18 protein-coding genes, 1 tRNA gene and 1 pseudogene are annotated in these 23,544 nt (G+C 72.0%); 11 read left to right on the top strand and 9 right to left on the bottom strand.

From position 1 onward, the window contains the following. Positions 1-54: 54 nt before the first annotated feature. The 3 genes from N912_RS58605 to N912_RS0144720 form a co-directional block, all read right to left on the bottom strand. Positions 55-1,389, bottom strand: coding sequence for an ABC1 kinase family protein (locus tag N912_RS58605; RefSeq protein WP_037069945.1), 1,335 nt, complete (start codon positions 1,387-1,389; stop codon positions 55-57). A gap of 11 nt (positions 1,390-1,400) precedes the next feature. Continuing rightward, the gene (locus N912_RS61310; protein WP_169748063.1) at positions 1,401-2,375 is read right to left on the bottom strand and encodes a TOMM precursor leader peptide-binding protein; all 975 of its coding nucleotides are present in this window, start codon (positions 2,373-2,375) and stop codon (positions 1,401-1,403) included. 228 nt (positions 2,376-2,603) lie between these two features. After that, positions 2,604-4,109 carry a zinc-dependent metalloprotease gene (locus N912_RS0144720; RefSeq protein WP_028927577.1) on the bottom strand — a complete coding sequence of 502 codons (1,506 nt, stop codon included), beginning with the start codon at positions 4,107-4,109 and terminating at the stop codon, positions 2,604-2,606. A 96-nt stretch (positions 4,110-4,205) separates the two neighbouring features. Here N912_RS0144720 and N912_RS0144715 point away from each other — a divergent pair, with 96 nt between their 5' ends. Next, a complete protein-coding gene (locus N912_RS0144715; RefSeq protein ID WP_051581667.1) occupies positions 4,206-5,192 on the top strand; it encodes a YlbL family protein in 987 nt (328 codons plus the stop codon). Positions 5,193-5,201: 9 nt separating this feature from the next. Continuing rightward, positions 5,202-5,765 carry a DUF1990 domain-containing protein gene (locus tag N912_RS0144710; protein ID WP_051581666.1) on the top strand — a complete coding sequence of 188 codons (564 nt, stop codon included), beginning with the start codon at positions 5,202-5,204 and terminating at the stop codon, positions 5,763-5,765. 15 nt (positions 5,766-5,780) lie between these two features. Here N912_RS0144710 and N912_RS0144705 read toward each other — a convergent pair whose 3' ends face one another. Both N912_RS0144705 and N912_RS0144700 read right to left on the bottom strand, forming a co-directional pair. Next, positions 5,781-8,285 (bottom strand): type 1 periplasmic-binding domain-containing protein, encoded by a 2,505-nt coding sequence (locus N912_RS0144705; RefSeq protein WP_028927574.1) that lies wholly within the window; start codon positions 8,283-8,285, stop codon positions 5,781-5,783. 316 nt (positions 8,286-8,601) lie between these two features. Beyond that, positions 8,602-9,219, bottom strand: a complete 618-nt coding sequence (locus N912_RS0144700) for a PPA1309 family protein (RefSeq protein ID WP_425415393.1) — start codon at positions 9,217-9,219, stop codon at positions 8,602-8,604. A gap of 142 nt (positions 9,220-9,361) precedes the next feature. Between N912_RS0144700 and N912_RS58595 the strand changes: the two are divergent. The 4 genes and pseudogenes from N912_RS58595 to N912_RS0144680 all read left to right on the top strand — a co-directional run. Then, positions 9,362-12,214 (top strand): annotated as a pseudogene (locus N912_RS58595) (UPF0182 family protein); the annotation flags it as partial. 262 nt (positions 12,215-12,476) lie between these two features. Further along, positions 12,477-12,550: transfer RNA gene (locus N912_RS0144690), tRNA-Met, on the top strand. A gap of 188 nt (positions 12,551-12,738) precedes the next feature. Beyond that, a complete protein-coding gene (locus N912_RS0144685; RefSeq protein WP_028927572.1) occupies positions 12,739-13,647 on the top strand; it encodes an NmrA family NAD(P)-binding protein in 909 nt (302 codons plus the stop codon). A gap of 19 nt (positions 13,648-13,666) precedes the next feature. Then, complete coding sequence (locus tag N912_RS0144680) at positions 13,667-14,683, top strand: SDR family oxidoreductase (RefSeq protein WP_028927571.1); 1,017 nt, start codon at positions 13,667-13,669, stop codon at positions 14,681-14,683. A gap of 56 nt (positions 14,684-14,739) precedes the next feature. On the opposite strand, the gene N912_RS0144675 is transcribed toward N912_RS0144680, so the two are convergent. The 3 genes from N912_RS0144675 to N912_RS0144665 all read right to left on the bottom strand — a co-directional run bounded on the left by N912_RS0144675 (position 14,740) and on the right by N912_RS0144665 (position 18,466). Further along, on the bottom strand, positions 14,740-15,561 hold the full coding sequence (locus N912_RS0144675) for a hypothetical protein (protein ID WP_156994387.1): 822 nt from the start codon (positions 15,559-15,561) through the stop codon (positions 14,740-14,742). An 84-nt stretch (positions 15,562-15,645) separates the two neighbouring features. Next, on the bottom strand, positions 15,646-17,505 hold the full coding sequence (locus tag N912_RS0144670) for an aromatic amino acid ammonia-lyase (RefSeq protein WP_051581665.1): 1,860 nt from the start codon (positions 17,503-17,505) through the stop codon (positions 15,646-15,648). Between the two features lie 208 nt (positions 17,506-17,713). Next, complete coding sequence (locus N912_RS0144665) at positions 17,714-18,466, bottom strand: alpha/beta fold hydrolase (protein WP_028927568.1); 753 nt, start codon at positions 18,464-18,466, stop codon at positions 17,714-17,716. A gap of 275 nt (positions 18,467-18,741) precedes the next feature. Between N912_RS0144665 and N912_RS0144660 the strand changes: the two genes are divergently transcribed. Then, positions 18,742-19,140, top strand: coding sequence for a hypothetical protein (locus N912_RS0144660; RefSeq protein WP_156994386.1), 399 nt, complete (start codon positions 18,742-18,744; stop codon positions 19,138-19,140). Here the strand turns inward: N912_RS0144660 and N912_RS0144655 are convergent. Further along, entirely contained in the window at positions 19,137-20,003 is an 867-nt protein-coding gene (locus tag N912_RS0144655) for a sigma-70 family RNA polymerase sigma factor (RefSeq protein ID WP_028927566.1), read from the bottom strand. The genes N912_RS0144660 and N912_RS0144655 overlap by 4 nt on opposite strands. A 192-nt stretch (positions 20,004-20,195) precedes the next feature. On the opposite strand from N912_RS0144655, the gene N912_RS0144650 reads away from it, so the two are divergent. The 4 genes from N912_RS0144650 (at position 20,196) to N912_RS0144635 (ending at position 23,446) form a co-directional block, all read left to right on the top strand. Further along, positions 20,196-20,642, top strand: coding sequence for an SRPBCC family protein (locus N912_RS0144650; RefSeq protein WP_028927565.1), 447 nt, complete (start codon positions 20,196-20,198; stop codon positions 20,640-20,642). 88 nt (positions 20,643-20,730) lie between these two features. Then, positions 20,731-22,398 (top strand): ATP dependent DNA ligase, encoded by a 1,668-nt coding sequence (locus tag N912_RS66235; RefSeq protein ID WP_156994385.1) that lies wholly within the window; start codon positions 20,731-20,733, stop codon positions 22,396-22,398. Beyond that, positions 22,395-22,718 carry an NIPSNAP family protein gene (locus N912_RS0144640; RefSeq protein ID WP_028927564.1) on the top strand — a complete coding sequence of 108 codons (324 nt, stop codon included), beginning with the start codon at positions 22,395-22,397 and terminating at the stop codon, positions 22,716-22,718. The genes N912_RS66235 and N912_RS0144640 overlap by 4 nt, the downstream gene beginning before the upstream one ends. A 26-nt stretch (positions 22,719-22,744) precedes the next feature. After that, on the top strand, positions 22,745-23,446 hold the full coding sequence (locus N912_RS0144635; RefSeq protein ID WP_281176393.1) for a tyrosine-protein phosphatase: 702 nt from the start codon (positions 22,745-22,747) through the stop codon (positions 23,444-23,446). Positions 23,447-23,544 lie beyond the last annotated feature (98 nt).

Below are 23,544 nucleotides of genomic sequence, written 5' to 3'. Positions count from 1 at the left end.
GTTGGGAGCGCGGACGGTCAGACCGCCGTGCACCCCTCGGCCCCGGGCGGGCGGTCAGCCCTCCGGTTCGGGGTCGAGGCCCTCGGTGATCGTCGGCTGCCAGCGGGCCACGATGCCCCGGATCGGGATCTCGGCGCCGAGCTGGCACATCACGCCCAGGGTGCCGAACGTGACCCGGTGGATGAGCAGGTGCTGGGGCGGCAGGTTCAGCGCGCGGCCGGTGCGGAAGTCCGGGCTGCGCATGTCACCGACCCGCTCGGCCTGGCGCTGCAGCCACCGTCGGCTGAACCGGAACCGCTCGGTGAGCAGCGGCTCGGCGAACGGCGCGAGGTAGGCCACCACGTCCTCGGGCTCCGGCCGCATGCCCTCGCGGACGAACCCCTCCGCCCGCAACAGGTCCATCAGCTGTTCGGACTCGCCGCGCAGCGCCAGCCGGGTCATCAACTGCAGCACCAGCGGCGAACCCTCCGGCAGCCTGGCCACCGCGCCGAAGTCGATCACCGCCAGCCGTCCGTCGGGCATGAGCTGGAAGTTTCCGGGGTGCGGGTCGGCGTGCAGCAGCTTGGCGCGCGGCGGTGAGGCGTAGTGGAACTCCGCGAGCCGCCGCCCGGCCTCGTCCCTGGTGGCCTGGTCGCCGTCCCGGATGATCGCGGACAGCGGGGTGCCGGTCACCCACTCGCTGATCATCGCCTTCGGTGCGGAGGCCACCACCCGGGGCACCTTGATGTCCGGGTCGTCGTTGAACGCGGCGGCGAACGCGCGCTGGTTGTCAGCCTCGTCCCGGTAGTCGAGCTCCTCGGCCATCCGGTCGCGCAGCTCGGCGATCAGCGGCTTGACCTCCAGGCCCGGCATCAGCGGCTGCAGCAGCCGGCTGAACCGGCCGAGCTGGCGCAGGTCGGCCAGCAGCGCCTCGTCCGCGCCCGGGTACTGCACCTTGACCGCCACGTCACGGCCGTCGTGCCAGACCGCGCGGTGCACCTGGCCGATGCTGGCTGCCGCGGTCGGCCGGTCGTCGAACTCGGCGAACCGCTCGTACCAGCGCCGCCCGAGCTGCTCGGCGAGCACCCGGTGGACGTCTCGCGCCGGCATCGGGGGCGCCGCGCTCTGCAGCCTGGTCAGCGCGTCCCGGTACGGCTCGGCCAGCTCGTCGGGCACCGCGGCCTCGTAGATGCTCAGCGCCTGGCCGAACTTCATGGCGCCGCCCTTGAGCTCGCCGAGCACGGCGAACAGTTGCTCGGCGCTGCGGGCGGAGAGCTGTGCGGAGATCAGCTCGCCGTCGCCGCCGACCAGCCGTCGCCCCCAGCCGGCGGCCGCCCGACCGGCGACGCCCAACGGAAGGCTGGCCAGCTTCGCGGTGCGGTGCACGCCGCTGCGCGGGATGTCGCTCACGTATCGATTCTCTACCGTCGTACCACCTCCTCGCACGGGACTTGCCTCTGGGCGGGCACGGTGCGCGCCTGGCCAGCGGGCTCGTCGCTGGCCGGGGCGGCGGTGGCGGGTTCACCCGGCCAGGTGCGAGCCGCGCCACACTCGCAGTCGGGGTGCGCGGGCCACGGGCGCCTGTGCAGCTCGCCCGCGCGCACGTCGAACTCCAGCACCGCGCCCAGGGTCGGTGGCGGGCGCCCGACGGCGACCAGCGAGTCCAGCACGAGCAGCGCCTGTTCGACGGCCAGCGCGGCGGTCGCGTCCGTCGTGGCCCGGCTTGCCGAACCGACCCGGCCGGCCAGGTCGGCCGCGACGGTGGCCCAGCACGGGTCGCGGGCCGCCCGATGCAGGTCGCCGCAGCGCAGGCAGGCCGAGCGCCCCGGCAACACCAGCGGGCCGACCAGCCCGAGGCCGTCGGTCACCCGCACGACCAGCTGCGGCACCCGCCGGCCGGCCAGCACCCGGTGAAGCTCCGGGTCCGGCCGGAGCGGCCCGGCGAACACCGCCAGCTCCGCGCGCCGGTGCGGCAGCCCGATGCCGGTCCGGACGCCGGGAGCGACCCGCCGGACGGCGTCCACCACGGCCCGTGCGTCGTTGGTGTCCTCGACCACCCGCAGCGCTCCGACGCCGGCCGCCGCGAGACCCGTCGCGGCCTCGGCGAGCAGCGGCCCGCCGCCGCTGAGCAGCACGCATGCCGAGCGGCGGGCCTCCACCAGCCGGCCGTGGCCGCCCACATCGAGCAGCGCGCCGGCGGCGTACAGGTCGGCGATCAGGGCACGGGCATCGCCCGGGTCGGCGCCGAGCTCGACGGCGTGAGCGACCAGCTCCTCGACCGGCGCGCCGTCGGGCATCTCGCGCAGCATCCGGCGCAGTGGCGGGGTCAGCCCGGCCGCTTCGACGGCGCCCTCGATCAGCAGGCCGAACTGGACCGCGTCGGCGGACCTGCGCAACACCGGATGGTGTGGCCGCGGCCGTACCGAGCGCGGTAGCCCCGAGGTCGAGTGCGTCGTCACAACACCGAGCATGGCAGCGCGCGCCGATGCCCGTCGGAAGTTGTCCACAGGCAGGTCGGGCCGACGCAACCGCGGTCACGAGGGCATCCGTCAGCCCACCGTCGGCGGGCACCTGAAGGTGCCGCCCGAAGCGGGGCTGGTCAGCACCCGCCGTCGCGGGACGGCCTAGGAGTCGGAGCCGGGCTCCTTCGTCGAGCCGGACTCGCCCTCGGAGCCGGACTCGGACTCGGACCGCTTGGCCCGCTCGGCGCGTTCCAGCTCGGCGATCGGGTCGGAGCCGTCGCCCTGTACGCGGAACGCGAAACCCTTCGGGTCGTCCAGGTCGTCCTCGCCGGGCATCAGGTCCGGGTGCGCCCACACCTCGTCGCGCTGGACCATGCCGCGCTCGGTGGTCACCGTCCGCCACAGCTCGGCGGCGGCGCGCAGCCGGCGCGGGCGCAGCTCCAGGCCGACCAGGGTGGCGAACGTCTGCTCGGCCGGGCCGCCGGACGCCCGCCGGCGGCGCAGCGTCTCCCGCAGCGCGTCGGCGCCGGGCAGCCGGTCGGCCACCGCGTCGGTGACCACCACGTCCACCCAGCCTTCCACCAGCGCGAGCAGCGTCTCCAGCCGAGCCAGCGCGGCGAACTGGGCCGGCGACTTCGGCGGCTCGAACAGCCCGGACTGCATGGCGCTCTCGATCGACTTCGGGTCCGAGGGGTCGATCTGCTGGGCGATCTCCTCGATGCGGGAGGTGTCCACCGTGATCCCGCGCGCGTACTCCTCGATGGCCCCGACCAGCCGCTCCAGCAGCCACGGCACGTGCGTGAACAGCCGGTGGTGCGCCGCCTCCCTGGCCGCCAGGTACACCATGACCTCGCTGGCCGGCCGGTCCAGCCCGGCGGTGAACCGCTCGATCGCGCCCGGCAGCATCGCCGCGGTGCCCGCCGGCCCGAGCGGGATCCCGATCTCGGTGGAGGTCAGCACCTCGCCGGCGAGCTGCGCCAGCCCGCTGCCCAGCTGGCTGCCGAACGCCAGCCCGCCCATCTGCCCGAGCATCGCGAGCATCGGGCCGGCCGCCTGCCGCGCCTCCTCGGGCAGCCCGTCCAGCCAGGCGCCGGAGACCCGCCGCGCGACCGGGTCGCACAGCCGCTGCCAGATCGGCATGCTGGCGTCCACCCAGTCGCGCGGCGACCAGGCCGCCGCCGACTTGGTGCCGGTCGGGAACGAGGTGACCGGATCCAGCCACAGCTCGGCCAGCGCGAACGCGTCGGCCACCGCCTTGCGCTGCTCCGAGGTGGTGTGCTGGGAGCCGGTCAGCTGCTGCACCGCGATCTGCTTGGCCAGCTCGTAGTTGACGGGCCCCGACGAGCTGCCGGCGTGGCTGAGCATCTGGCCGAGCTGGCTGAGCATCTGGCCGAGCTGCCCCATGTCGAACCCACCGCCCGGACCGCCGCCGGCGGGCATCCCCGGCATCCCGGGCAACATGAACCCGCCGGGGCCCGCGCCGGACGAGCCGCCGGAAGAGCCGCCGGACGACCCCGGCGCGCCGAACCCGAACGGGTCCTTGGGGCCATCATCGTGCCCCGGATCACCGCCGCCCTGGTCCTGGGCGCGCTCCTGGTCCCGGTCCTTGTCACGATCACGGTCCCGATCGCGGTCGGGCGGGCCGAATCCGAACGGGGTGTCACTCATACCACCACGGTACGCGGCGGTGCCGACGCCGCCGTCGGAGATCGGCCGTAGGCTGAACCGGTGAGTTCGCGCACCAGAACCTTTGCGATCGGTCTGATGGTGTTGCTCGCGGTCGGTGTCGTGGCCGGCACCGTGCGAGTACCGCTGGTGGCGCTGGCTCCCGGCCCGACGTTCGACGTCATGGGCGAGGTCGAGGGCAAGACGGTCGTCACCATCAACGGACGGCCGACATATCCCACGACCGGGCGGCTGAACATGACCACCGTGGCGGTCACCGACGGGCTCACCGCCATGACGGCGCTGCGGTTCTGGGCCGACGGCGACCGCCAACTGGTGCCGCGCGAGATCCTCTACCCGCCCGGCAAGTCCGACCAGCAGGTGGAGCAGGAGAACAACCAGCTGTTCACCAACTCGGAGAACGACGCCGAGGTCGCCGCGCTGTCGTACCTGAACGAACCGGTGAAGGTGTTCGTCGGCCAGATCGGCGCGGACGCCCCGGCCGCGAGCGTGCTCAAGGCGGGCGACCAGCTGGTCAGCCTGAAGGGCCAGCAGATCAGCTCGCCCTCGCAGGTCAACCAGATCATGACCACCACCCGGCCGGGGGACCAGGTGCCGGTCGGCTACCTGCACGGCGACAACCAGGTGCGCACCGGCACCGTCACGGTGGGCGCCTACCCGAACGGCCCGCAGGGCTTCCTCGGCATCGTGATGAAGGGCGAGCCGGAGGACCCGAACCAGATCCTGATCAGCCTCGGCGACGTCGGCGGCCCGTCCGCCGGGCTGACCTTCGCGCTCGCGGTGATCGACAAGCTCACCCCGGGCGACCTGCTCCGGGGCCGGGCGGTGGCCGGCACCGGAGAGATCCTGTCCACCGGCGGCGTGCAGCCGATCGGCGGCATCGGGCTGAAGATGATCGCCGCCAAGCGGGACGGCGCGTCGGTGTTCCTGGTGCCCGCCGCCAACTGCGCCGAGGCCAAGATGAAGGCACCGGAGGGCCTGCAGCTGATCAAGGTGGCCACCCTCGCCGAGGCGGTGAGCTCGCTGACCGCGCTCAACGAGGGGCGCACCCCGGCGGGATGCTGAGGGCTGGCGATGACCCGGACGAACGCGGACCGGCGATGGGCGCGGCGCTACCCGACCGACCGCGCCGCCACGCCCACCTACCCCGAGGTGGGCGCGACCAAGCCGCTGGCCCTCGGTGAGAAGGACGAGCCGCCCGCCGGCTACCACTACCTGCGACGCACCGTCAGGGCCGGCCACGGCGACACGGCGTTCGCCCAGGCCAGGGAGGTCGTGCTGGGCTGGGGCATGCAGCACCGGGCCGGCGGTGAGCTGTACCCGCCCGAGGTCCGGCCGGAGGAGGGCCGCACCGCGCTGGTGATCACCCGCCTCGGGCCGGTCCCGCTGGTCACACCGTGCCGGGTGGTCTGGCGGCTGGACGACGACCGCCACGCCGGGTTCGGATACGGCACCCTGCCCGGCCACCCGGTGCGCGGCGAGGAGGCCTTCCTGGTCACCCGGGACGACTCCGGCGACGTCTGGGTCACCGTGCTCGCGTTCTCCCGCCCGGCGACCTGGTACGCCAAGCTCGCCGGCCCCCTCGGCCGCCTGGCCCAGCGCTGGACCACCGCCCGCTACCTCAGCGCCATCCGCTGAACCCGGCCGAGGTGCTCATCGCGGCTTCGGCGTCTCATGAGGACACCAGTCCAGCGTCCGAGGCTCCATGGGCTTGGGAGGTCCGCAGTAGTTCATCTTGCTCTCCTGCTCCACCTTCCCGCCCCGGACTCGCAGCACCATGACGGCCTTGTCGACGGGCACGTGACGGTCGACCTCGCCGCCGAAGTCGATGTATCCGGATGCCCCGCGCAGACCCGGAGCGGTGATCGAGCTGATCCGCCCCGCCACCGTCCCCGGGGAGATCGGCACCGGCTGGGGCCTGGAGCTGAGCTGGCGGGCCGAGGCGATGAACGTTTCGGCCGCGTCGTAGGCGAGCGCCGCGTGTCCGTCCAGTGACTCCCCGGCACCGGGCAGGGCGGGGAACAACCGGCCGTAGCTGTTGTAGAAATCCTGCTCCGGGGTGGCCGCCGCCTGGGACGGGAGCGTGACCGCGAACGCCAGGTAGTCGAACGCGATCGACGGGTACAGCTCGCGGGCCTGATCGTTGGCGACGTAGCGCGTGGTGTCGTCGGCGGCCAGGATTCGCGGCTGGAAGGGCTGGCAGTTCTTGGCGGTGGCCAGGAAGGATCCGAAGTCCGGCATCGGCCGCGCCGCGTAGAACGCCACGCCTCGGTAGCCGCACGAGTCGGCGCCCGCGGCGCCCGCGTTGACCACGTGACGATCGGCGGGGGCGGCGGCGGCCGGCGGGTCGTTCCCATCGGGCGTGAACGAGATCGTCGTGACGTCGAACCCGACCGCCTTGAACGCCTCGCGGGCATCCTCGGCCAGGTTCGAGCTGTAGACGTCCGACGTGTTGTCGCTGAAGTAGATGCGGACCGAGCGCTCCTGGCCGGGGCCGGTGTGCGCCGAGGCGTAGGCGGCGGCCACCGCCGCTTCCCGCCTGTTCTGCGGGGCGATCTGGAAGTACATGGGCAGGTCGCGGGCGAAGCTGTCGGTGGACACGGTGGCGGCGACGGTCGGTATCCCGTGGCCGGCGAGCGCGTTGACGGTGCTGGCGGTTTCCCGGTAGCTCTCGTTGAGGCCCACCACGCCGACCAAGGTCGGGTCTTTCCTGGCCAGCCCGCCGATGATGTCGGCGACCAGGTGTCCGCTGGCCATCCGCTGGCCCGCGTTCGCCATGATCACCTTGACCAGCGGGTCGGTGCTCGCCGTCGAGTCGAGCGCCCTACGTTGCGCGACCGCCACTCCTTTCAGCCCCTCGATCTCCGCGGTCAACGCGCCGGTGTTCGGACCCGGGGCGCTCAACGCGCCGAGGTAGGCGAGGGTGATGACCGGCCTGGTGGGTTGTTCGTCTTGCCGGTCGTCCACCTCGGCGTTCAGCGTGGCGACGTCCCTGGCCAACCGCTCGGTCTCCGGGCCGAGCGGGCTGAACAGCACGGTGAGGTCCGCCGAGACGCCCACGCACTCGCTGCCCACCCAGGACACCGTGGGTCGCAGGCCGGGCCAGCTCAGCCCGTTGCCGCAGTGCGCCTGGCTCCACCAGGCATAGCTGTACGCGCCGGCGGCCACCACCAGCGCCGCGGAGCCGATCCTGGCGGCCCTGGCCAACGGCGGGTCGGGCGGCGCTTCGAGCCACGGCGCCGCCCGCAGCAAGCGGTCGAGCCGGCGCCGCTGCTCGGGATCGTTCGGGGTTGGGGGCACCCTCAGGGGTAGGTACCAGGCCCTCGCCGCCTGTGTCGGGTCGCCCTGGAGCGTCCAGTCCAGGTAGGCAGCCCAGGCGTCGGAAACCGGGGCGATGCCGTCGGGCGGTTCGGCGAACGGCGGCACCCGCTGGCTCTCGGTGACCACCAGCAACGGATCAGTGAGCCCGCTTGCGTTGCGTACCTCATTGATGGCCCGCAGCAGGTGGTATCCGCCGTTGCGCCGGGTGATGTTGCTGATGGTGAGCAGGCAGCAGGAGGTCCGCCGGATGCCCAGGAAACACTTCAGCGGGTTGCGATATGCCGCTCGAATGTCCTCCATGAATGAGTTCACCATGAACAGCAGGGTTTGCTCCGGCTCGCTGGGCCATTCACGCTCGGTCAGCGCGGTGGCTACGCTCGGCATGCTTCCAACACGACCCGGCGCGAGTGAGTGCCGGCGCACGAACCACCTGTAGTACCCGCTGAGCAAAGGCACCCGACCGCTGATCCTGGCCCGGAACAGCAGGCCCAATGCCGCGATCGCGGTCGTGCGTACCCAGCCCGGCACGCCGAGGTCGTTCGGGATGTTCGAGGGCTCGTAGCGATAGCGGCGGCGCAGCGCGGCGCGTATCTCGCGCTTGCGACCCTCCTGGTCGATCAGGTTCGGTTCCAGCGGCAGGTCCATGAGCCAGTCGACCAGTGCGAACCGCCGGAAGCGCGTGATCGGCCGCCGACGTTCGCGGTCCGCGCCCAGCTGCAGGGACAGCCTGGTGAGCAGGTACCTGACCCTCTGGACGTCCTCTTCCGTGACCGCCGGTGGCCGGCCTCGATCCGGCGGGTTGACCAGGTCGACGTCCAGGACCTCACCGGCGTCCAAGCCCGAGCGAACCCGCTCGCGGATCTCCGGCAGCCGGTCGGGCGCGTCCTCGTCTCTGATAAGACATATCAGCGGGCGGTTCCGACGATCCTTACAGCGCCGCCGGTAGAGCCGGGCAAGGAGTTCGAGCAAGGCTCGATACCCCTCGAATGGGGACCGCTGGTCGGCCATTATCGGTGCTCGAAGTGGGGTGGGGTGACGGCCATGTCGCCCTTCCGGTTGACGGAGCCCACACATTAGGTCAGTTCTCGCGCGAGTGGGAGCCGATCTCCGAAATCGAGTTCGGACGACGCGTCCGGGAATAGCGTCGCTTGTATCAGGCCGGCTCGAGGGTGCGGAGTAGGGCGGTGACCATGTTGGGGGCGAGGTCGGGGTGTTCGACCAGCTCGTCGGGGGCCTCGCCGGCGCCGCGCAGCCGCATCAGGCAGCAGTAGCCGCCGGAGCGCAGGACGGCCACCACGAGGCGGGCGTCGCGCCGCTCGGGGTGTTGCTGAGCGGCGCGGATCGCGGCGAGCTCCTCGTCGCCCGTCCCATGGCCGTTGCCGTTGCCGTTGCCGTTGCCGTTCGCGGCGCCGGCCTCGGCGACCGCGCGGTCCAGCTCGGCCTCCGCCTCCGGGGGGAGCACCATGATCTCCTGCGCCAGCGCGCACCCGGTGACCTCGTCCGGCCAGCAGATGCCGGCCAGGGTCTCGGCGAGGTTCTCGCCACCCAGCGGGTCCTGGGCGACCGGGGTCAGCCCGGTGGCCGACGACGGCAGCTGGTCGGCAAGGGTGGGCTCGGCCGCGAGCAGCTCGGCGGTCGGGACCAGCGCGAACAGGCGGGGCGGTTGGTCCCAGCCGGTCTCGGCCAGGAAGTCCTCCACCTCGCGGGCGGCGGCCGGGAGCGAGGCGGACCAGTCGGGCGGCGAGTGCTCGGCGGGGCTCATCGCGGACATCTTTCCATCCGAAATGGGAACCCTATCGCCCGTCCGTACAGTTGGGCAGGTAACAGACAACTGATCCGTGCCGCCGGGGTCGGGGGAGCAGCCCGGAGCGCGGTGCATCGGGTTCGACTTTCGTGGAGCGTGCCTCGTGGCGATGACGCCCCCACCTGGGGCTCCCGCACTGTCCCGACGGACAAGGATCTTGCTGGTGATCGGCGGGGTCGCCCTCGTGGCGCTGCTCGCCGGCTCCCGGCTGCTGGACTACTACGTGAACTGGCTGTGGTTCGGCGAGGTCGGCTACCGGGGCGTGTTCAACACCATCGTGCTCACCCGCGTGCTGCAGTTCGTGGTGGTGGCGCTGGTGTTCGCCGGGCTGACCGCCGCGACGCTCGCCGTGGCGTTCCGGTCCCGGCCGGTGTTCGTCCCGGTCAGCGGCCCGGAGGACCCGATCGCCAGGTACCGCACGGTGATCATCCAGCGGTTGCGGGTGTTCGCCATCGGGGTGCCGCTGGTGATCGGCGTGATCGCCGGCCTCGCCGCGCAGGGCGACTGGCAGACCATCCAGATGTTCCTGCACAGCACGCCGTTCGGCGTCACCGACCCGGTGTTCGACGCGGACGTCGGGTTCTACGCGTTCCAGCTGCCGTTCTACCGCTGGGCGCTGAACCTGATGTTCGTCGCGGTGGCTGTCTGCTTCGTGCTCTCGCTGATCACCCACTACGTGTTCGGCGGCGTGCGGCTGACCGGGCGCGCCGGCCAGGTCTCGATGGCCGCGCGCGCCCAGCTCGCCGTGCTCGCCGGGCTGTTCGTGCTGCTCAAGGCGGTCGCGTACTGGCTGGACCGCTACGAGCTGCTGTTCTCCAAGCGCGGCGAGCCGGTGTTCAACGGCGCCAGCTACACCGACCTCAACGCGGTGCTCCCCGCGAAGATCATCCTGCTGCTGGCGTCGCTGATCTGCGCGGCGCTGTTCTTCGCCGCGGTGTTCCGGCAGAACCTGCAGCTGCCGTCCATCGCCGTCGCCGGCCTGGTGCTGACCAGCGTGCTGGTCGGCGCCGCGTGGCCGGCCGTGCTGGACCAGTTCGTGGTCAAGCCGAACGCGAACGTCCGCGAGTCGGTGCCCATCGAGCGGAACATCAAGGCGACCCAACAGGCGTACGGGCTGACCGACGACAAGGTCAAGTACGTCGACTACTCCGGCCGCTCCGAGGCGGCGCCGGCCGAGGTGCGGTCGGACACCGCGACGATCCCGAACCTGCGGCTGCTGGACCCGAGCCGGCTCTACAAGACGTTCATGCAGCAGCACCAGGAGAAGAACTTCTACGGCTTCCCGGAGAAGCTGGACATCGACAGGTACCCGGTCGACGGCAAGACGCAGGACTACATAGTCGCCGCGCGCGAGCTGGACAGCAGCCGGCTGACCGGCAACCAGACCGACTGGATCAACCGGCACATGGTGTACACCCACGGCAACGGGTTCGTCGCCGCGCCGGCCAACCGGGTCAACTCCGCACTGGACGAGGCGGCCGGCCAGGGCGGCTACCCCGAGTTCACCGTCAGCGACCTGAAGAACAAGGGCGACATCCCCGTCGACCAGCCTCGGGTCTACTACGGCGAGCTGATCACGGACTACTCGATCGTCGGCACCCGCCCCGGTGACGCGCCGCGCGAGTACGACTCCGACTCCGACCAGTACGCCTACCAGGGCAAGGGCGGCGTGCCGATCGGCAACCCGATCAACCGGCTGGCCTTCGCGCTGGCCTACGGCGAGCGGAACATCCTGTTCAACGGCTCGATCAACAGCGACTCGAAGATCATGTTCCTGCGCGACCCGAGTGACCGGGTCAACCAGGTGGCGCCGTGGCTGACCCTGGACGGCGACCCGTACCCGGCGGTGGTGGACGGGCGGATCCAGTGGATCGTGGACGGCTACACCACGCTGGACAACTACCCGTACGCCGCGAAGACGGCGCTCGGCGAGGCCACCCAGGACACCCTGCCCGGCGTGCGGCGGCTGCCCAACAAGGAGGTCAGCTACCTGCGCAACTCGGTGAAGGCCACCGTGGACGCCTACGACGGCACGGTGAACCTGTACGCCTTCGACGAGAACGACCCGGTGCTGCGGACCTGGATGAAGGTGTTCCCGGACACCGTCAAGCCGGAGAGCGCCATCAGCCCGGACCTGCGCGCGCACTTCCGCTACCCCGAGGACCAGTTCAAGGTCCAGCGCGACCTGCTGACCCGCTACCACGTGAAGAACCCCGCCGAGTTCTTCTCCACTGTGTCGTTCTGGGACGTGCCCTCGGACCCGACCTTCGGCAACCCGGGGCAGGTGGGCAAGCAGCCGCAGCCGCCGTACTACGTGCTCGCCGGGCTGCCCGGCCAACAGGGCGCGAGCTTCCAGTTGACCAGCGCGCTGGTCAGCCTGCGCCGGGAGTTCCTGTCCGCGTACGTCTCGGCACACTCCGATCCGAACGGCTACGGCAAGATCACGGTGCTGCAGCTGCCGGTCGGGACGCAGACACCCGGCCCGCAACAGATGCAGAACCAGTTCGTCTCGTTGCCCGAAGTGAGCCAACAGCTCAACCTGCTCCGACAAAACCAAACAACGATTGACTACGGCAACCTGTTGACCTTGCCGGTGGCCGGCGGCCTGCTCTACGTCGAGCCGATATATATCGAGCGGGCCAACCAGGAGTCGTCGTTCCCGCAGTTGGCTCGGGTGCTGGTCAGCTTCGGCGGCAAGATCGGCTACAGCTCCCGGCTGGACGAGGCGCTCAACCAGGTGTTCGGCGCCGGGGTGGCGAACGCGACGCCGTCCTCGCCACCGAGCGGCGGCGGCACCACGCCGTCGACGGGCGGCGCGGCTTCGGCGGCCTCTCCGGAGCTGCGATCGGCCGTCACGGAGATCAACAGCGCGCTGAACAAGCTGCGTTCGGCCCAGCAGTCCGGTGACTTCGCCGGCCAGGGCACCGCGCTCTCCGAGCTCGACAAGGCCGTGAAGAAGTTCAACTCCGCGTCCACCCAGCCCGGGGCCTCTGCTCCATCGGCGGCCCCGTCGTCCGCTCCGGCCCCCGCCCCGTCGTCGGCCCCGGCGCCGGCGCCCGCTCCGTCGTCGGCGCCCGCTCCGGCACCCGCGCCCGGCGCGGGACCGGCACCGGCACCGGCACCCGGTGTGGCACCCGGCCCCGGCGGCGGATAGCTCGACCGACGGCCGGCGTGGGACCCCCCTGCGCCGGCCGTTTGCCGGTGTGTAAACTAGGTATCACCAACGCGGGGTGGAGCAGCTCGGTAGCTCGCTGGGCTCATAACCCAGAGGTCGCAGGTTCGAATCCTGCCCCCGCTACTCTTAGAACGGCCCCCGGTATCCAGCCACCGGGGGCCGTTTTTTCATGTTCAGGGCCGACCCGAGCCAGGGCGAGCGCCTAGTGCCTGAGGGTCTTGCGGAGGTCCGCCTTCGAGTGAGCACGGAACACTCGGGCGCGTCCGAGTTGCGGCCAGGATGTGGCCGCGACCGGTCGTAGCGTTGCGGACATGGCGTTCGAACAGAGGAAGATCGTTGTGACCACGCCCACCGGGCACGTGGGCTCGCGGGTCGTGCGGTTGCTGGTGCAGGCGGGGGCGCGGCCGACGGTGTTGATGCGCGATCCCGCGAGGCTCGACGCGGCGTTGCGGGGGCTCGTCGACGTCGTCCAGGGTGACCAGGGCGACGCGGACGCGGTGGTGGCCGCGACGCTCGGCGCGGACAGCCTGTTCTGGGTGGATCCGCCCGCGCTGGTCGACGGCGACCCGGTGGCCGGCTACGCGCTCATGGGGGCGAACGCGGCGCGGGCGGTGAAGGAGAACGGGATCGCCCGCACGGTGTTCCTGAGCAGCGTCGGCGCGGAGAAGCGCGTCGGGGCGGGCGAGATCGACGGGCTGGCGCGGACCGAGCGGATGCTGGACGAGGTCGCGGCCGGCGTGGTGCACCTGCGCGGCGGATACTTCTTCACCAACCTGCTCATGGACCTCGACGGGCTGCGCGCGGGCGTGCTGGCCACGACGTGGCCGCTCGACCTGCCGTTGGCGTGGGTCGATCCGCGCGACATCGGCGACGTCGCGGCGGCACGGCTGCTGTCGGACTGGTCGGGCCGCCAGGTGCAGGCAGTGCACGGCCCGGCGGACCTCACGTTCGCCCAGGTGGCCGAGATCCTGAGCGTGGCCATCGGGCGCCCGGTCCGCGCCGAACGGATCTCCGACGACACCGTGCGGGACGGGCTGCGCGCGGCCGGCCTTGGCGAGGCGCACATCGAGGGCATCGTCGGGATGGCCGCCGGCCTGCGCGAGGGCTTCGTCGCCGAGGACGCGCGCACCGTCCTCACCACGACGCCGACGCCCCTCGCGGCCTGGGCGCACGCGTGGCTCCGGCCCGCGCTCGACGGTGTGGGTTCACAAACTATGTAGATCGGTCTACTATTCGTTCATGAGGCCGGACACGCTCGTCATCGGGGGCGGCGGGTTGATCGGGCGCTGGCTGCTGCCGGAGCTGACGCGACGGGGCCGCACCGTCGCCGCCCTGGTGCGCGACGCGTCGACCCGGGGCGGCGAGCTGCGTTCCTGGGTGGCCGCGCACGGCGGCGACCCGGCTCACCTGGTCGTCACCGAGGGGGACCTGACCGCGCCAGGGCTGGGGCTGGCGAACGCGGCCGGGTTGGACGGGGTCCGTGACGTCTACAACCTCGGCGCCAGGTTCGCGTTCGGCCTGACCGCCGCACAGGCCCGCCGCACGAACGTCGACGGCGCGCTGGAGGCCGTCCGCTGGGCCGCGCGGCTGCCGGCGCCCCGGCGGTTCGTGCACATCAGCGGCTACCGGGTCGGCTCGAACCACACCGAGGCCCCCGACTACCGACGCGGCGCCTACGAGGCGAGCAAGGTCGAGGCCCACCGCGCGGTGCTCGCCCTGACCGCCGAGCTCGGCCTGCCGGTCGCGGTGGTCAACCCCTCGACCGTCATCGGCGACTCCGTGACCGGCGAGACCACCCAGTACATCGGCCTCGCCTCCCTGGTCCGCGACCTGTCCCGGGGCAAGCTCCCGGCCGTGCCCGGCGGCCGCGACACCTGGGTCCCGGTCGTCACCGCCGACCACCTCGCCCGCTTCCTGGCCGCCGTCCCACACCACGCCCCCGACCGCGCCGAGCTCTGGGTGCTCGACGAGGACACCCCGAAGCTGCCCGAGCTGATCGGCCACCTCGCCCGCCGCCTGGGCGTGCCGGCCCCACGCCTGCGCGTCCCCGCCGCCGTGCTCAGGCTCCTGCCGCGCGCCCTGACCGGAGCCGACCCGGAGACGCTCACCTTCCTGTCCGCCGACGGCTACCCGACCGCCTCGGCCCGCGCGCTCGCCCGGGCGGCCGGCCTCCAGCCGCCGCCGCTGCCCGCTGCCCTGGACGCGTGGACCGACCACCTGGTCGCCACCAACTTCGGCGAGCCTGTCCGTTCATGAGCATCAGACGCTTTGGCACGCCGAGGTGACATGTTTCCCACACACGGAATCGATCGTTATACGGGCTCCGCGCTCCGTAGAACATCTTCGATCCTGCGCGAGAGATTCTCCCGTGAGTAGTCGCGGCCGGTGATGAGGGTCCCGTTCTGACGTGCTGTTTCGATCGCATCCAGGATGGCTTGCCGCTGGTCCTTCGTGACGCCACGCAGGGCGATCTGCTCACAGACGCGGAGCGCTTGAAACTGCTCGAAGCTGGAACGTGGCCGCCTGACCACCTGGGTGGCGATGGAGAGGGACGCGAGTCGAGAGTCTCCGCGCATGAGGCCGAGGGCCATGACCCTGCTTCCGTCTTCGTTGGACCGGAAGAGCTGTTCGACCTCCGCCGGATCCAGCAGCCCCAGCTTGGCTATCGTTTGAGCCTGTTGGACGAGGTCGCTCATTGCCGTTGACCGGGCGCGGCTGGCCGGGCCACCCTCGCGAATTTCCTCGTAGCGTTCCGCAAGTGGCTCCATCGCGGCCAGGAGACGCTGAGCCTCGCGGCGCAACCGGTCGGCTCCTTCCGTGTCTCCGGTCGCGTCGGCCTCGCCGGCCTCGCGCAGCTTGGCCGCGACGGCCGCTCCAAGTTGGAGTTTGAAGCCGCCGCCCTCCACGCTCTGCAGGCGGTTCGCGAACAACGCCAGGGAGATGAGGACGGTACCCGCCGCAATCAACGTGGATGCGCCCGCCGAGTTCGTGGTGAGGAAGACGGCGAACGCTCCGGCGGCAAGCAGTGCGGTGCCGAGCAATGACACGGCAGTCCGCGCGAGTGGTGACGTGTCGATCGCGGTGCCCCGCGCTTCGGGCGTCCGCCTTGAACCGAGCATGTCTCCGAGCCTCACGGCGTCACTCCCACCGGAGCACACTATCGCCAGGATCGGACGTGCGTTGGTCGAAAGCGAAGACCGAACCTCCGTCGGGCATCGCTACGGCGCGGCGGGGACGAGCTCGACGCGGCCGCCGGTGTACTCCGAGGGCGAGTGGCCAATCAGGAACCTGTATGCCAGGTCGCCGGGCGGGGTGGGCGGGCGTCCCGCCGCCTGCCAGGGGATGACCTCGCGAAATGCCCGCCAGGACCTGGTGGTCACCTCGCCGAATCGCCGGCCCGGTTGTTGCGCCTGGCGCACGTCCATCCAGTAGCTCGCGGTCAGCAGCTCCTGGCCCACCAGCCGATATGCCGTATCGACGAGTTCGCGGCCCCTCGCCACCTTTTGCCGGGTAAACGCCTCGAGGTCCTCGACCTCGCTGACCAGTGCGTTTCCCTGGGCGGGAATCGGGTTCGCCAGCTGTTGGGCCTTCGCCATCAGGTCGGAGAGGTTGTAGCTGCTCGCCTTCGGGGCGGCGTTGGCGAGGGTTTCCGGCGAGAGGACCTCGGACGGTTGGATGACGGTGAAGAACTTGTCCTCCATGCGCAGCGGCCTTTGAGCCGTCGCGGCGAGCATTTCGGTCAGCGCGATGTTGAAGGCCTCGACCTCGTTTGCCCAGGTAATGGGTTCGAAGTTCGAGTTGGAGAGCACGAAACCGTGCGGGCCGCCGTCTTTGGGGCGCACGTAGTACTGGCTGAGCCACGGGCTCTGGAGCGTCCAGTGGTCCGGTGTGGAACCCGCGGCGGTGGCCGGGTTGTGGTCGGACGAGTTGATCTGCAGCAGTACGTCCTGCCGGAGCTGCTCGTACGCTTTCCAGGCGGCGCCGTTGCGCTGGTTCGTGTCCCGGAAGCTCAGCGGGTCCTGAATGATGCGCCGTTCGTCTTTCTCGAAAAGGTAGCTGCCGCGCAGCATGTCGAGCAGCCGGTTCGCGACCATGTTCTGGTGCGGGTAGGGCCGCGCGCCCTGGGTGACCGGGACGATGGGCGTGACGCTGCTGTTCAGGCCCTCCATGGACATCGCGAACACGAGGTCCTGCCAGGTCAGCAGCCGGGCCGCGTCGTGCAGCAGCAGCGCGGCCTGGCCGGCGGAGAAGGCGTTCGTGCTGGTCAGCGCGGACTCGTCGGCGGCGAACGGGGCGAGCGGGCGCAGCCCGGCCTGGGCCAACGCGTCGCGCGCGGGCAGCCGCCGGCCCTGGTAGTAGGCCTCGCCGGCGCCGACCATGGCGGCCCCGACGTTGCTCATCATGCCGAGGTCGCCTTCGCCGGGCGAACCCTGCGAGTGCACCACCGGCGTGATCCCGTGGTCGATGAGATCGACCAGCGCCTGCAGCAGTTGCGGGCTGGCCGCGTTGTAGCCGCCGAGGATCGTGTTCAGGTGCACGACCATCATGGCGCGCACGACCCTTTCCTCGGCGACCTCGGGGCCGATGCCCTGTTGCGCGCCTTCTTCGAACGCCTGGAGCTGGCTTTTCCCGATGTTCTCCGCGTTCTGCGGCGCGGTGGCGCATCCGGAGAAGATGGCCTGTTCGCGGCCGGCGCCCGGGCGGCGGTTGAACCAGTAGATGGGTATGTCCTGGCACGAGCCTTCGAGCAGCAACGCGTACGTATCGCCGACCCGTTTCCTGGCGTCCTCGGTGATGGTGGCCCGCGCGCCGCAGGTGGCGACCTCGACGACCTGGTCGATCGTCAGGTGGTGGCCGTCGAGGGTGACGTTTCTGTCCTTGCAGGCCGGCTGAATTGTCTCGTAAGGGAGCCCGTCGGCGGTGCGCAGGATTGTCCCCGACCGCGCCATGCGCGTCGTGCCGGACGGGGGCACGGCGGCCGGCAGCGCAAGGACCAGGACGAGAATGACGACGAAGGCGCCCAGCGATGCCGCATGCCATCCGCCCGCCCGCCGATGGCGAGTGGCGGACATCATCATGCGATGACGTTAGAGAGCTTTTTCTCCGAGGGGCAAGAGGTTCTCGTCGAATGAGAACCAAGAGGCGAGGCTGCCGGCCGGGTCTGGGCGCGTAAGGACGGACGCACCCCCACAAATCCGATGGAGCGCACCGGCCGGCAGCCTTGTACGGGTCAACGATCCGTAACCGGATTGGTTACGGGCTGTCGTGATGTGACGGTCGTCGCCGTTACCGTTCGGCCCAGAACCGGACCAGCGCCTCCGCGCCCGCCTCCGGGTCCTGCACCATCCACCAGTGGCCGAGGCCGTCGAGCACCGCGACGCTCGCACCTGCCCGGTCCGCCGAGCGCTTGACCATCTCGGCGGTGCCGACGAAGTGGTCCTCGGTGGCGTTGATGGCCAGGCCGGGGCGGGCGGCGGCCTTCGGCAGGTCGCGGCCGCGCTCGGCCATCGCGGGCTGGGCGGCGTCGCGGTACAGCGCCAGGATGCACCGGCCCATCTCCTCGCCCTGGCCGGCCGCGACCCGCTCGGCGACCTCCTGGGTCATGCCCAGCGGGACCAGGCGGGCGGCGCGCTCGGCCGCGGTGCCGCCCAGCATCTGGGCCACCAGCTCCTCGCCGTCCCCTGGCCGCTGCCAGACCTGCGCCAGGTCGTGCCAGACGTAGTCCGGGTCGAACAGGGCGACCACGTCGCTGGTCCAGCTGCGCACCAGCTCGGGGCGGCTCATCACGGCGTTCAGCACGTGGCCGCCGCCCCAGTCGTGCCCGACCAGGTCCACCGGCTCGGGGAACCGTTCCAGCTCGCCGATCAGCCAGTCCCGGTACTCGTCCACGGTGGCGCCGAACCCGTCGGGCACCGGGGCGCCGAAACCGGGCGGGGACAGGCACTCGATGTCGGTCACGCCGCGCCGGCCCAGCGCGTCCTTCAGCGGCCCCCACACCTCGTCGGTCTCCGGATTGCCATGCACCAGCACCACAGTCATGTGCACCAGCGTGCCCGTGAGCGGCGAGCGTGGCCATAGCAGTACGGGCCACTCACGAAGTAGTACCGGCCACCCACCCGCGGTGGCCGTGCCGGATGCCCTACCGGGTGACGAGAGGTCACCTGGTCGCGTTCCAGAAGCGGGCCTTCGACTTCGCCGGGCATCTGGTTCGTGGGGCGCTCGCCGTCGCGGCCATCCGTCCGTGTGATCTTGGAAACGAGGCAAGCGGACGATCGTTAACCTGGGTAATCAACGGCGCATGACTGGAGCTTGTGGTGGTTCGTGCCTTCGGATCGGTCGCGGCCGTGGTCGCGGCGGCGCTCGCGATCGTCATCGGGGTCCTCGCGTACAACGCGAACTCCCACCAGCACGACGAGCGAGCCCGGATCCCCGGCGGCGGCCAGGCAGGCGCGCCGCTCGAGCTGCGCGCCGTCGGCGGGATCCCGATGCAGCAGCCCCCCGAGCTGGTCAACAGCGGCGGACTGGGTTCGGCGCCGGGTCCGAGGGCCGCCCCGGCGGCCCCGAACGCGCCGGCGCGCGCGACGTTCAGCGGCGGCGGTGGCGGGGCGCGCGCCGCGACCCCACCCGCGCCGCGCGCGTGCAGCCCGGGCCTGCTCGGCGGGCTGGTGTCGCTGGTCGGCGGGCTGCTCGGCGGCGGGGGCGGCGGCTGCTAGCCGGCGCCTAGCCGGGCCAGGCGCTCGGCGTCGGCCAGGATGTCGATCTCCACGATCCTGCCGCGCGCGACGGTGATCCCGATGACGGCGTAGAGCCGTCCGTTCGCCGCCGCGACCACGCCCGCGGCGCCGTTCACCAGCGCCGGCCGCGCGAACGGCGCCCGCCGGGCGAACGCCAGCGCCTGCTCGGCCACCGCCCGCGCACCGCGCAGGACCCTGGACGCGCCCGCCGCGCCCCAGTCCGCCCGCGCCACCACGTCCGGGTCGAGCACCGCCAGCAACGCCTCCAGGTCGCCGTCGCGCGCGGCGGCGAGGAAGGCGGCGGCCACCTCCCGCTGCCGGGCCAGGTCGGCGTCGGGGAGCACGCCGGCCGCCCGTACCCGCCCTCGGGCGCGGCTGGCCAGCTTCCTGGCCGCGTCCGGCGAGCGCCCGAGCACGGCGGCGATCTCCCCGAACGGCACCGCGAAGCTGTCGTGCAGCACCAGCGCCAGCCGTTCGGCGGGCTCCAGCCGCTGCAGGACCACCAGCAGCGCCAGCCCCACCGAGTCGGCGAGCAGCGCCTCCTGCTCGGGGTCGAGCGTGTCGGACATGCCGATGACCGGGTCGGGCAGGTGCACCCCGCTGGGCTCCTCCCGCCGCGCCGCGCGGGAGCGCAGCATGTCGAGGCACAACCTGGCGACGATCGTGTTCAGCCAGGCGGCCGGGTTGTCCACCCCGTCGGCGCCCGCGCGCCCGACCCGGATCCAGGCCTCCTGAACGGCGTCGTCGGCCTCGTCGAACGAGCCCAGCATGCGGTAGGCCACGGCCCGCAGCCGGGGCCGGTGGGCCTGGAAGAGCGTGGCCAGCCCGTCGCACTCGTCCATCGGTCACAGTCCCTCGTCGCGGCCCGTCGTCTTGGTGACGGACCACAACGCTTCGCTGTGACAGGAAGGGTTGTTCACGCTCCTGGCGCGAGGGCGGGCCGGAGGCTCGTCCGAGCGACTGGATCAGGCGGTTTGATCGCCGGAGGCGATTCGTGAACAACCCTTCCAGGAGAGATGACAGGGAGATCAAACATGGCGCCCACCGTGCATACCGTCGAGATCGCCCGGCCGCCGGAGGAGGTCTTCCGGTTCGCCACCGACCCCTCGCGGTTCCCCGAGTGGCAGGAGGACGTCGTGCGCGTCGACGTGCACGGCGCCGACCCGCCGGGCGTGGGCTCGCGGTTCACCACCACGCGGCGGATCGGCCGCGTCGAGCACCACACCACCCAGGAGATCACCCGGCTGGAGAGCCCGACCGGCTGGGCGGCGCGCGGCGTCGACGGGCCGCTGCGGCCGAGCGCGAGCATCTCCGTCGAACCGCTGGACGGGGGCACCCGGTCGCGGGTCAGGTTCGAGCTCGACTTCGAGGGCCGGGGGATCGGCAAGCTGCTGGCGCCGGAGATGCTGCACCGGATGGCCGCGAAACGGGCGCCGGACAGCTATCACAACCTCAAGCAACTGCTTGAGCGCGGTGAGTGAGATTTTCCGCTGGTCTGGGTGGCGTACGGCGTTAGGCTCGACGCCGTGCGCCGCATTCAGAGGGTTGTTCACGAACTGACCCCGGGGCGTGGATAGCCCTGCGGTGGCCGCCCGCGAGCCGTGGTCGGCCGTGCGACCGATACGCCCGATGCTGGCGGCCGAGGGCGTCATGCCGTCCGGGTCGGCGTGGGCGTTCGAGTTCGCCTGGGACGGGCTGCGGGCGGTCGCCTACCTGACACCGGGACGGGCCCGGCTGCTCGGCGGCAACGACCGGGTGATCACCGCGAGCTACCCCGAGCTGGCCGCGCTCGGCGCCCTCGCCGATCGCCGGGGGCCGCTGGTGCTGGACGGCAAGATCGTCGCGCCCGACCAGATGGGCCGGCCGAGCACCGCCCTGCTGCGGCACCGGACCAGCACGTCCAGCCCGTCGGCCGGGTTGGTGCGCCGGGTGCCCGTGCTGTTCTACCTGCTCGACGTGCTGCACGCGGACGGCGCGTCCACGTTGGACCTGACCTACCGGCGGCGCCGCGAGCTGCTCGACGAGCTGGACCTGACCGGGCTGCCGGCCCGGCTGCCGCCGTACTTCCTGGACACCGACGGCCAGCTGGTGCTGCACGAGGCGCAGCGCCACGGGCTGTCCGGCGTGGTGGCCAAGCGGCTGGACTCGCGGTACCGGCCGGGGCGGCGGTCCCGGGCGTGGGTCGAGACGCTGCCCCGGCACACCCAGCGGGTGCTGGTCGGCGGCTGGCGCCCCGGCGAGTCGGGGCGGCCGGGCGCGCTGCTGGTCGGGGTGCCGGGGCCGGCCGGGCTGCGGTACCTGGGCCGGGTCGGCTCCGGGTTGGACGCGGCCGCGCGGCGCGAGCTGACCGACCGGTTGGACGGCCTGGCCCGGCCGGACTGCCCGTTCGCCGAACCGCCGCCGGACGCCGACGCGCACGGCGCGCACTGGGTGACGCCCGCGCTGGTCGGCGAGGTCTCCTACCGGCGCTGGGAGGCGGACGGGCGGCTGCGCGGCGCGAGCTGGCGCGGGCTGCGGCCGAGCGCGCACCCGGCGAGCGTGCACGGCCCGCTGGTGCCGCCCGGGGTGCCCGACCACGAACCGGCCGCCGGTGTGCGCGGGCCGGGCCTCGCGGCGATGGACGACGCGGTCCGGCTGGCCCAGGCGGAGGTCCGTGCGCTGCGCGCGCAGATCTCGCCGCACTTCATGTTCAACGCGCTGACCACCATCGCGTCCTACGTGCGCCGCGACCCGGAGCGGGCGCGCGAGCTGCTGCAGGAGTTCGCGGAGTTCAACAGGTACTCGTTCCGCCAGCCCGGGCAGCCCAGCACGCTCGGCGCCGAGCTGGCCAACGTGGAGCGGTACCTGGCGCTGGAGTCCGCCCGGTTCGACGAGCGGCTGCGGGTCGAGCGGCACATCGCCGACGACCTGGGCGACGTGGAGCTGCCGCTGTTGACGGTGCAGCCGCTGGTGGAGGGTGCCGTGCGGCACGGCATCGAGGGCACCCCGCGCGGCGGCACGCTGACCGTCACGGCGGCCCCGGCCGGGGCACACTGCGTGGTCACCGTGTCCGAAGACGGCACAGTCGCCACGGAGGGCGGTCACCCACGGTGGCTCACCGACGCGGTCGCCGACGTGCGGGGCCGGCTGGCCGCCGCGCACGGCTCGGCCGCGACGCTGGACGTGTCCGCCGGCGCCGAAACCGGGACCAGCGTCACCCTGCGATTACCCCTGCGGCCGGGCACACTGAGCGGGTGATCTACGAGATCAGGGAGTACACCACCGTCCCCGGCCGGATGCCGGCCCTGGTGAAACGTTTCAACGAGCACACCCTGCGGCTGTTCGAACAGCACGGGATGGACCTGGAGTTCATCTCCCTGACCGCCGTGGGCGAGAACTCCACCAACGAGCTGGTCTACGTGCTGCGCTTCGCCGACTACGCCGACATGGAGCGCAAGTGGGCGGAGTTCGTGGCCGACCCGGAGTGGCAGCGGGTGCAGGCCGAGAGCGAGCGGGACGGACCGATCCTGGCCCGGCTCGCCCGCCGGGTGCTCAACCCGACCCCGTTCGAGCGTTGAACGGCCGCTGGGTACCGCTCGAGGGCGTGGAAAACGTCCGAGACCTGGGTGGCATGCCGCTGGCCGGCGGCGGCAGCACCCGGTTCGGGCAGGTGCTGCGCAGCGCCCGGCTCCACGACATGACCGAGGCGGACGTCGAGCTCCTGGTCGGCAAGTACGGGCTGCGCACCGTGATCGACCTGCGCACCCCCGCCGAGGTCGAGCGCGACGGCCCGACGCCGCTGGAGCGGGCGGGCGTGCGCACCGAGCACCTGACGGTCCTGCCGGAGGGCCAGCGCCCGCTGCCCAGGGACGGCGAGGACCCCAAGCTGTTCAACTACCGCGGCTACCTCGACCACCGCCCGGAGAACATGCTGGCCGCCGTGCGCCTGCTCACCGAACCGGACGCCGGCCCCGCGCTCGTGCACTGCGCGGCCGGCAAGGACCGCACCGGGGTTTTCTGCGCGCTGGTCGCCGACGCGGTAGGGGTACGCCGCGACGCCGTGGTGAACGACTACACGCTGTCCAACGAGCGCCTGGCGGCCGTGCTGCGCCGGGGCGTCGGCGGCGAGTACGACATCGACCCCACCGACGTCGACCCGCACAAATGCCGCCCCGAGGTGATGGCCGCACTGCTCGGCGAGCTGGACGCGCGCGGCTCCGCCCCCGGCTGGCTGCTCCGCCACGGCATGCCGGACACCGAGCTGGACGTCCTGCGAACGCGCCTGACCGACCCCGTGAGTGGTTAGCGTTGTCATAGCAACGCTAACCACTCACGGGTCTATCGGCGGGACAAGTTACCGGCGAGTATGCCAAGCTGGGGGCTGACCGGTCGGCACTCGCGAGG

Source organism: Actinospineispora acaciae DSM 45401 (assembly GCF_000620785.1).
GTDB classification, from domain to species: Bacteria; Actinomycetota; Actinomycetes; order Mycobacteriales; family Pseudonocardiaceae; genus Pseudonocardia; species Pseudonocardia acaciae.
The sequence above is the reverse complement of the archived record's forward strand: the minus strand, read 5'-3'. Positions and strand labels throughout refer to the sequence as shown.

Coding starts and splice junctions, on each gene's coding strand:
- N912_RS0144720 (WP_028927577.1), bottom strand. CDS start 4,109: ATGAGTGACACCCCGTTCGGATTCGGCCCGCCCGACCGCGATCGGGAC.
- N912_RS0144715 (WP_051581667.1), top strand. CDS start 4,206: ATGGTGTTGCTCGCGGTCGGTGTCGTGGCCGGCACCGTGCGAGTACCG.
- N912_RS0144710 (WP_051581666.1), top strand. CDS start 5,202: ATGACCCGGACGAACGCGGACCGGCGATGGGCGCGGCGCTACCCGACC.
- N912_RS0144700 (WP_425415393.1), bottom strand. CDS start 9,219: ATGTCCGCGATGAGCCCCGCCGAGCACTCGCCGCCCGACTGGTCCGCC.
- N912_RS0144685 (WP_028927572.1), top strand. CDS start 12,739: ATGGCGTTCGAACAGAGGAAGATCGTTGTGACCACGCCCACCGGGCAC.
- N912_RS0144680 (WP_028927571.1), top strand. CDS start 13,667: ATGAGGCCGGACACGCTCGTCATCGGGGGCGGCGGGTTGATCGGGCGC.
- N912_RS0144670 (WP_051581665.1), bottom strand. CDS start 17,505: ATGATGATGTCCGCCACTCGCCATCGGCGGGCGGGCGGATGGCATGCG.
- N912_RS0144665 (WP_028927568.1), bottom strand. CDS start 18,466: ATGACTGTGGTGCTGGTGCATGGCAATCCGGAGACCGACGAGGTGTGG.
- N912_RS0144655 (WP_028927566.1), bottom strand. CDS start 20,003: ATGGACGAGTGCGACGGGCTGGCCACGCTCTTCCAGGCCCACCGGCCC.
- N912_RS0144650 (WP_028927565.1), top strand. CDS start 20,196: ATGGCGCCCACCGTGCATACCGTCGAGATCGCCCGGCCGCCGGAGGAG.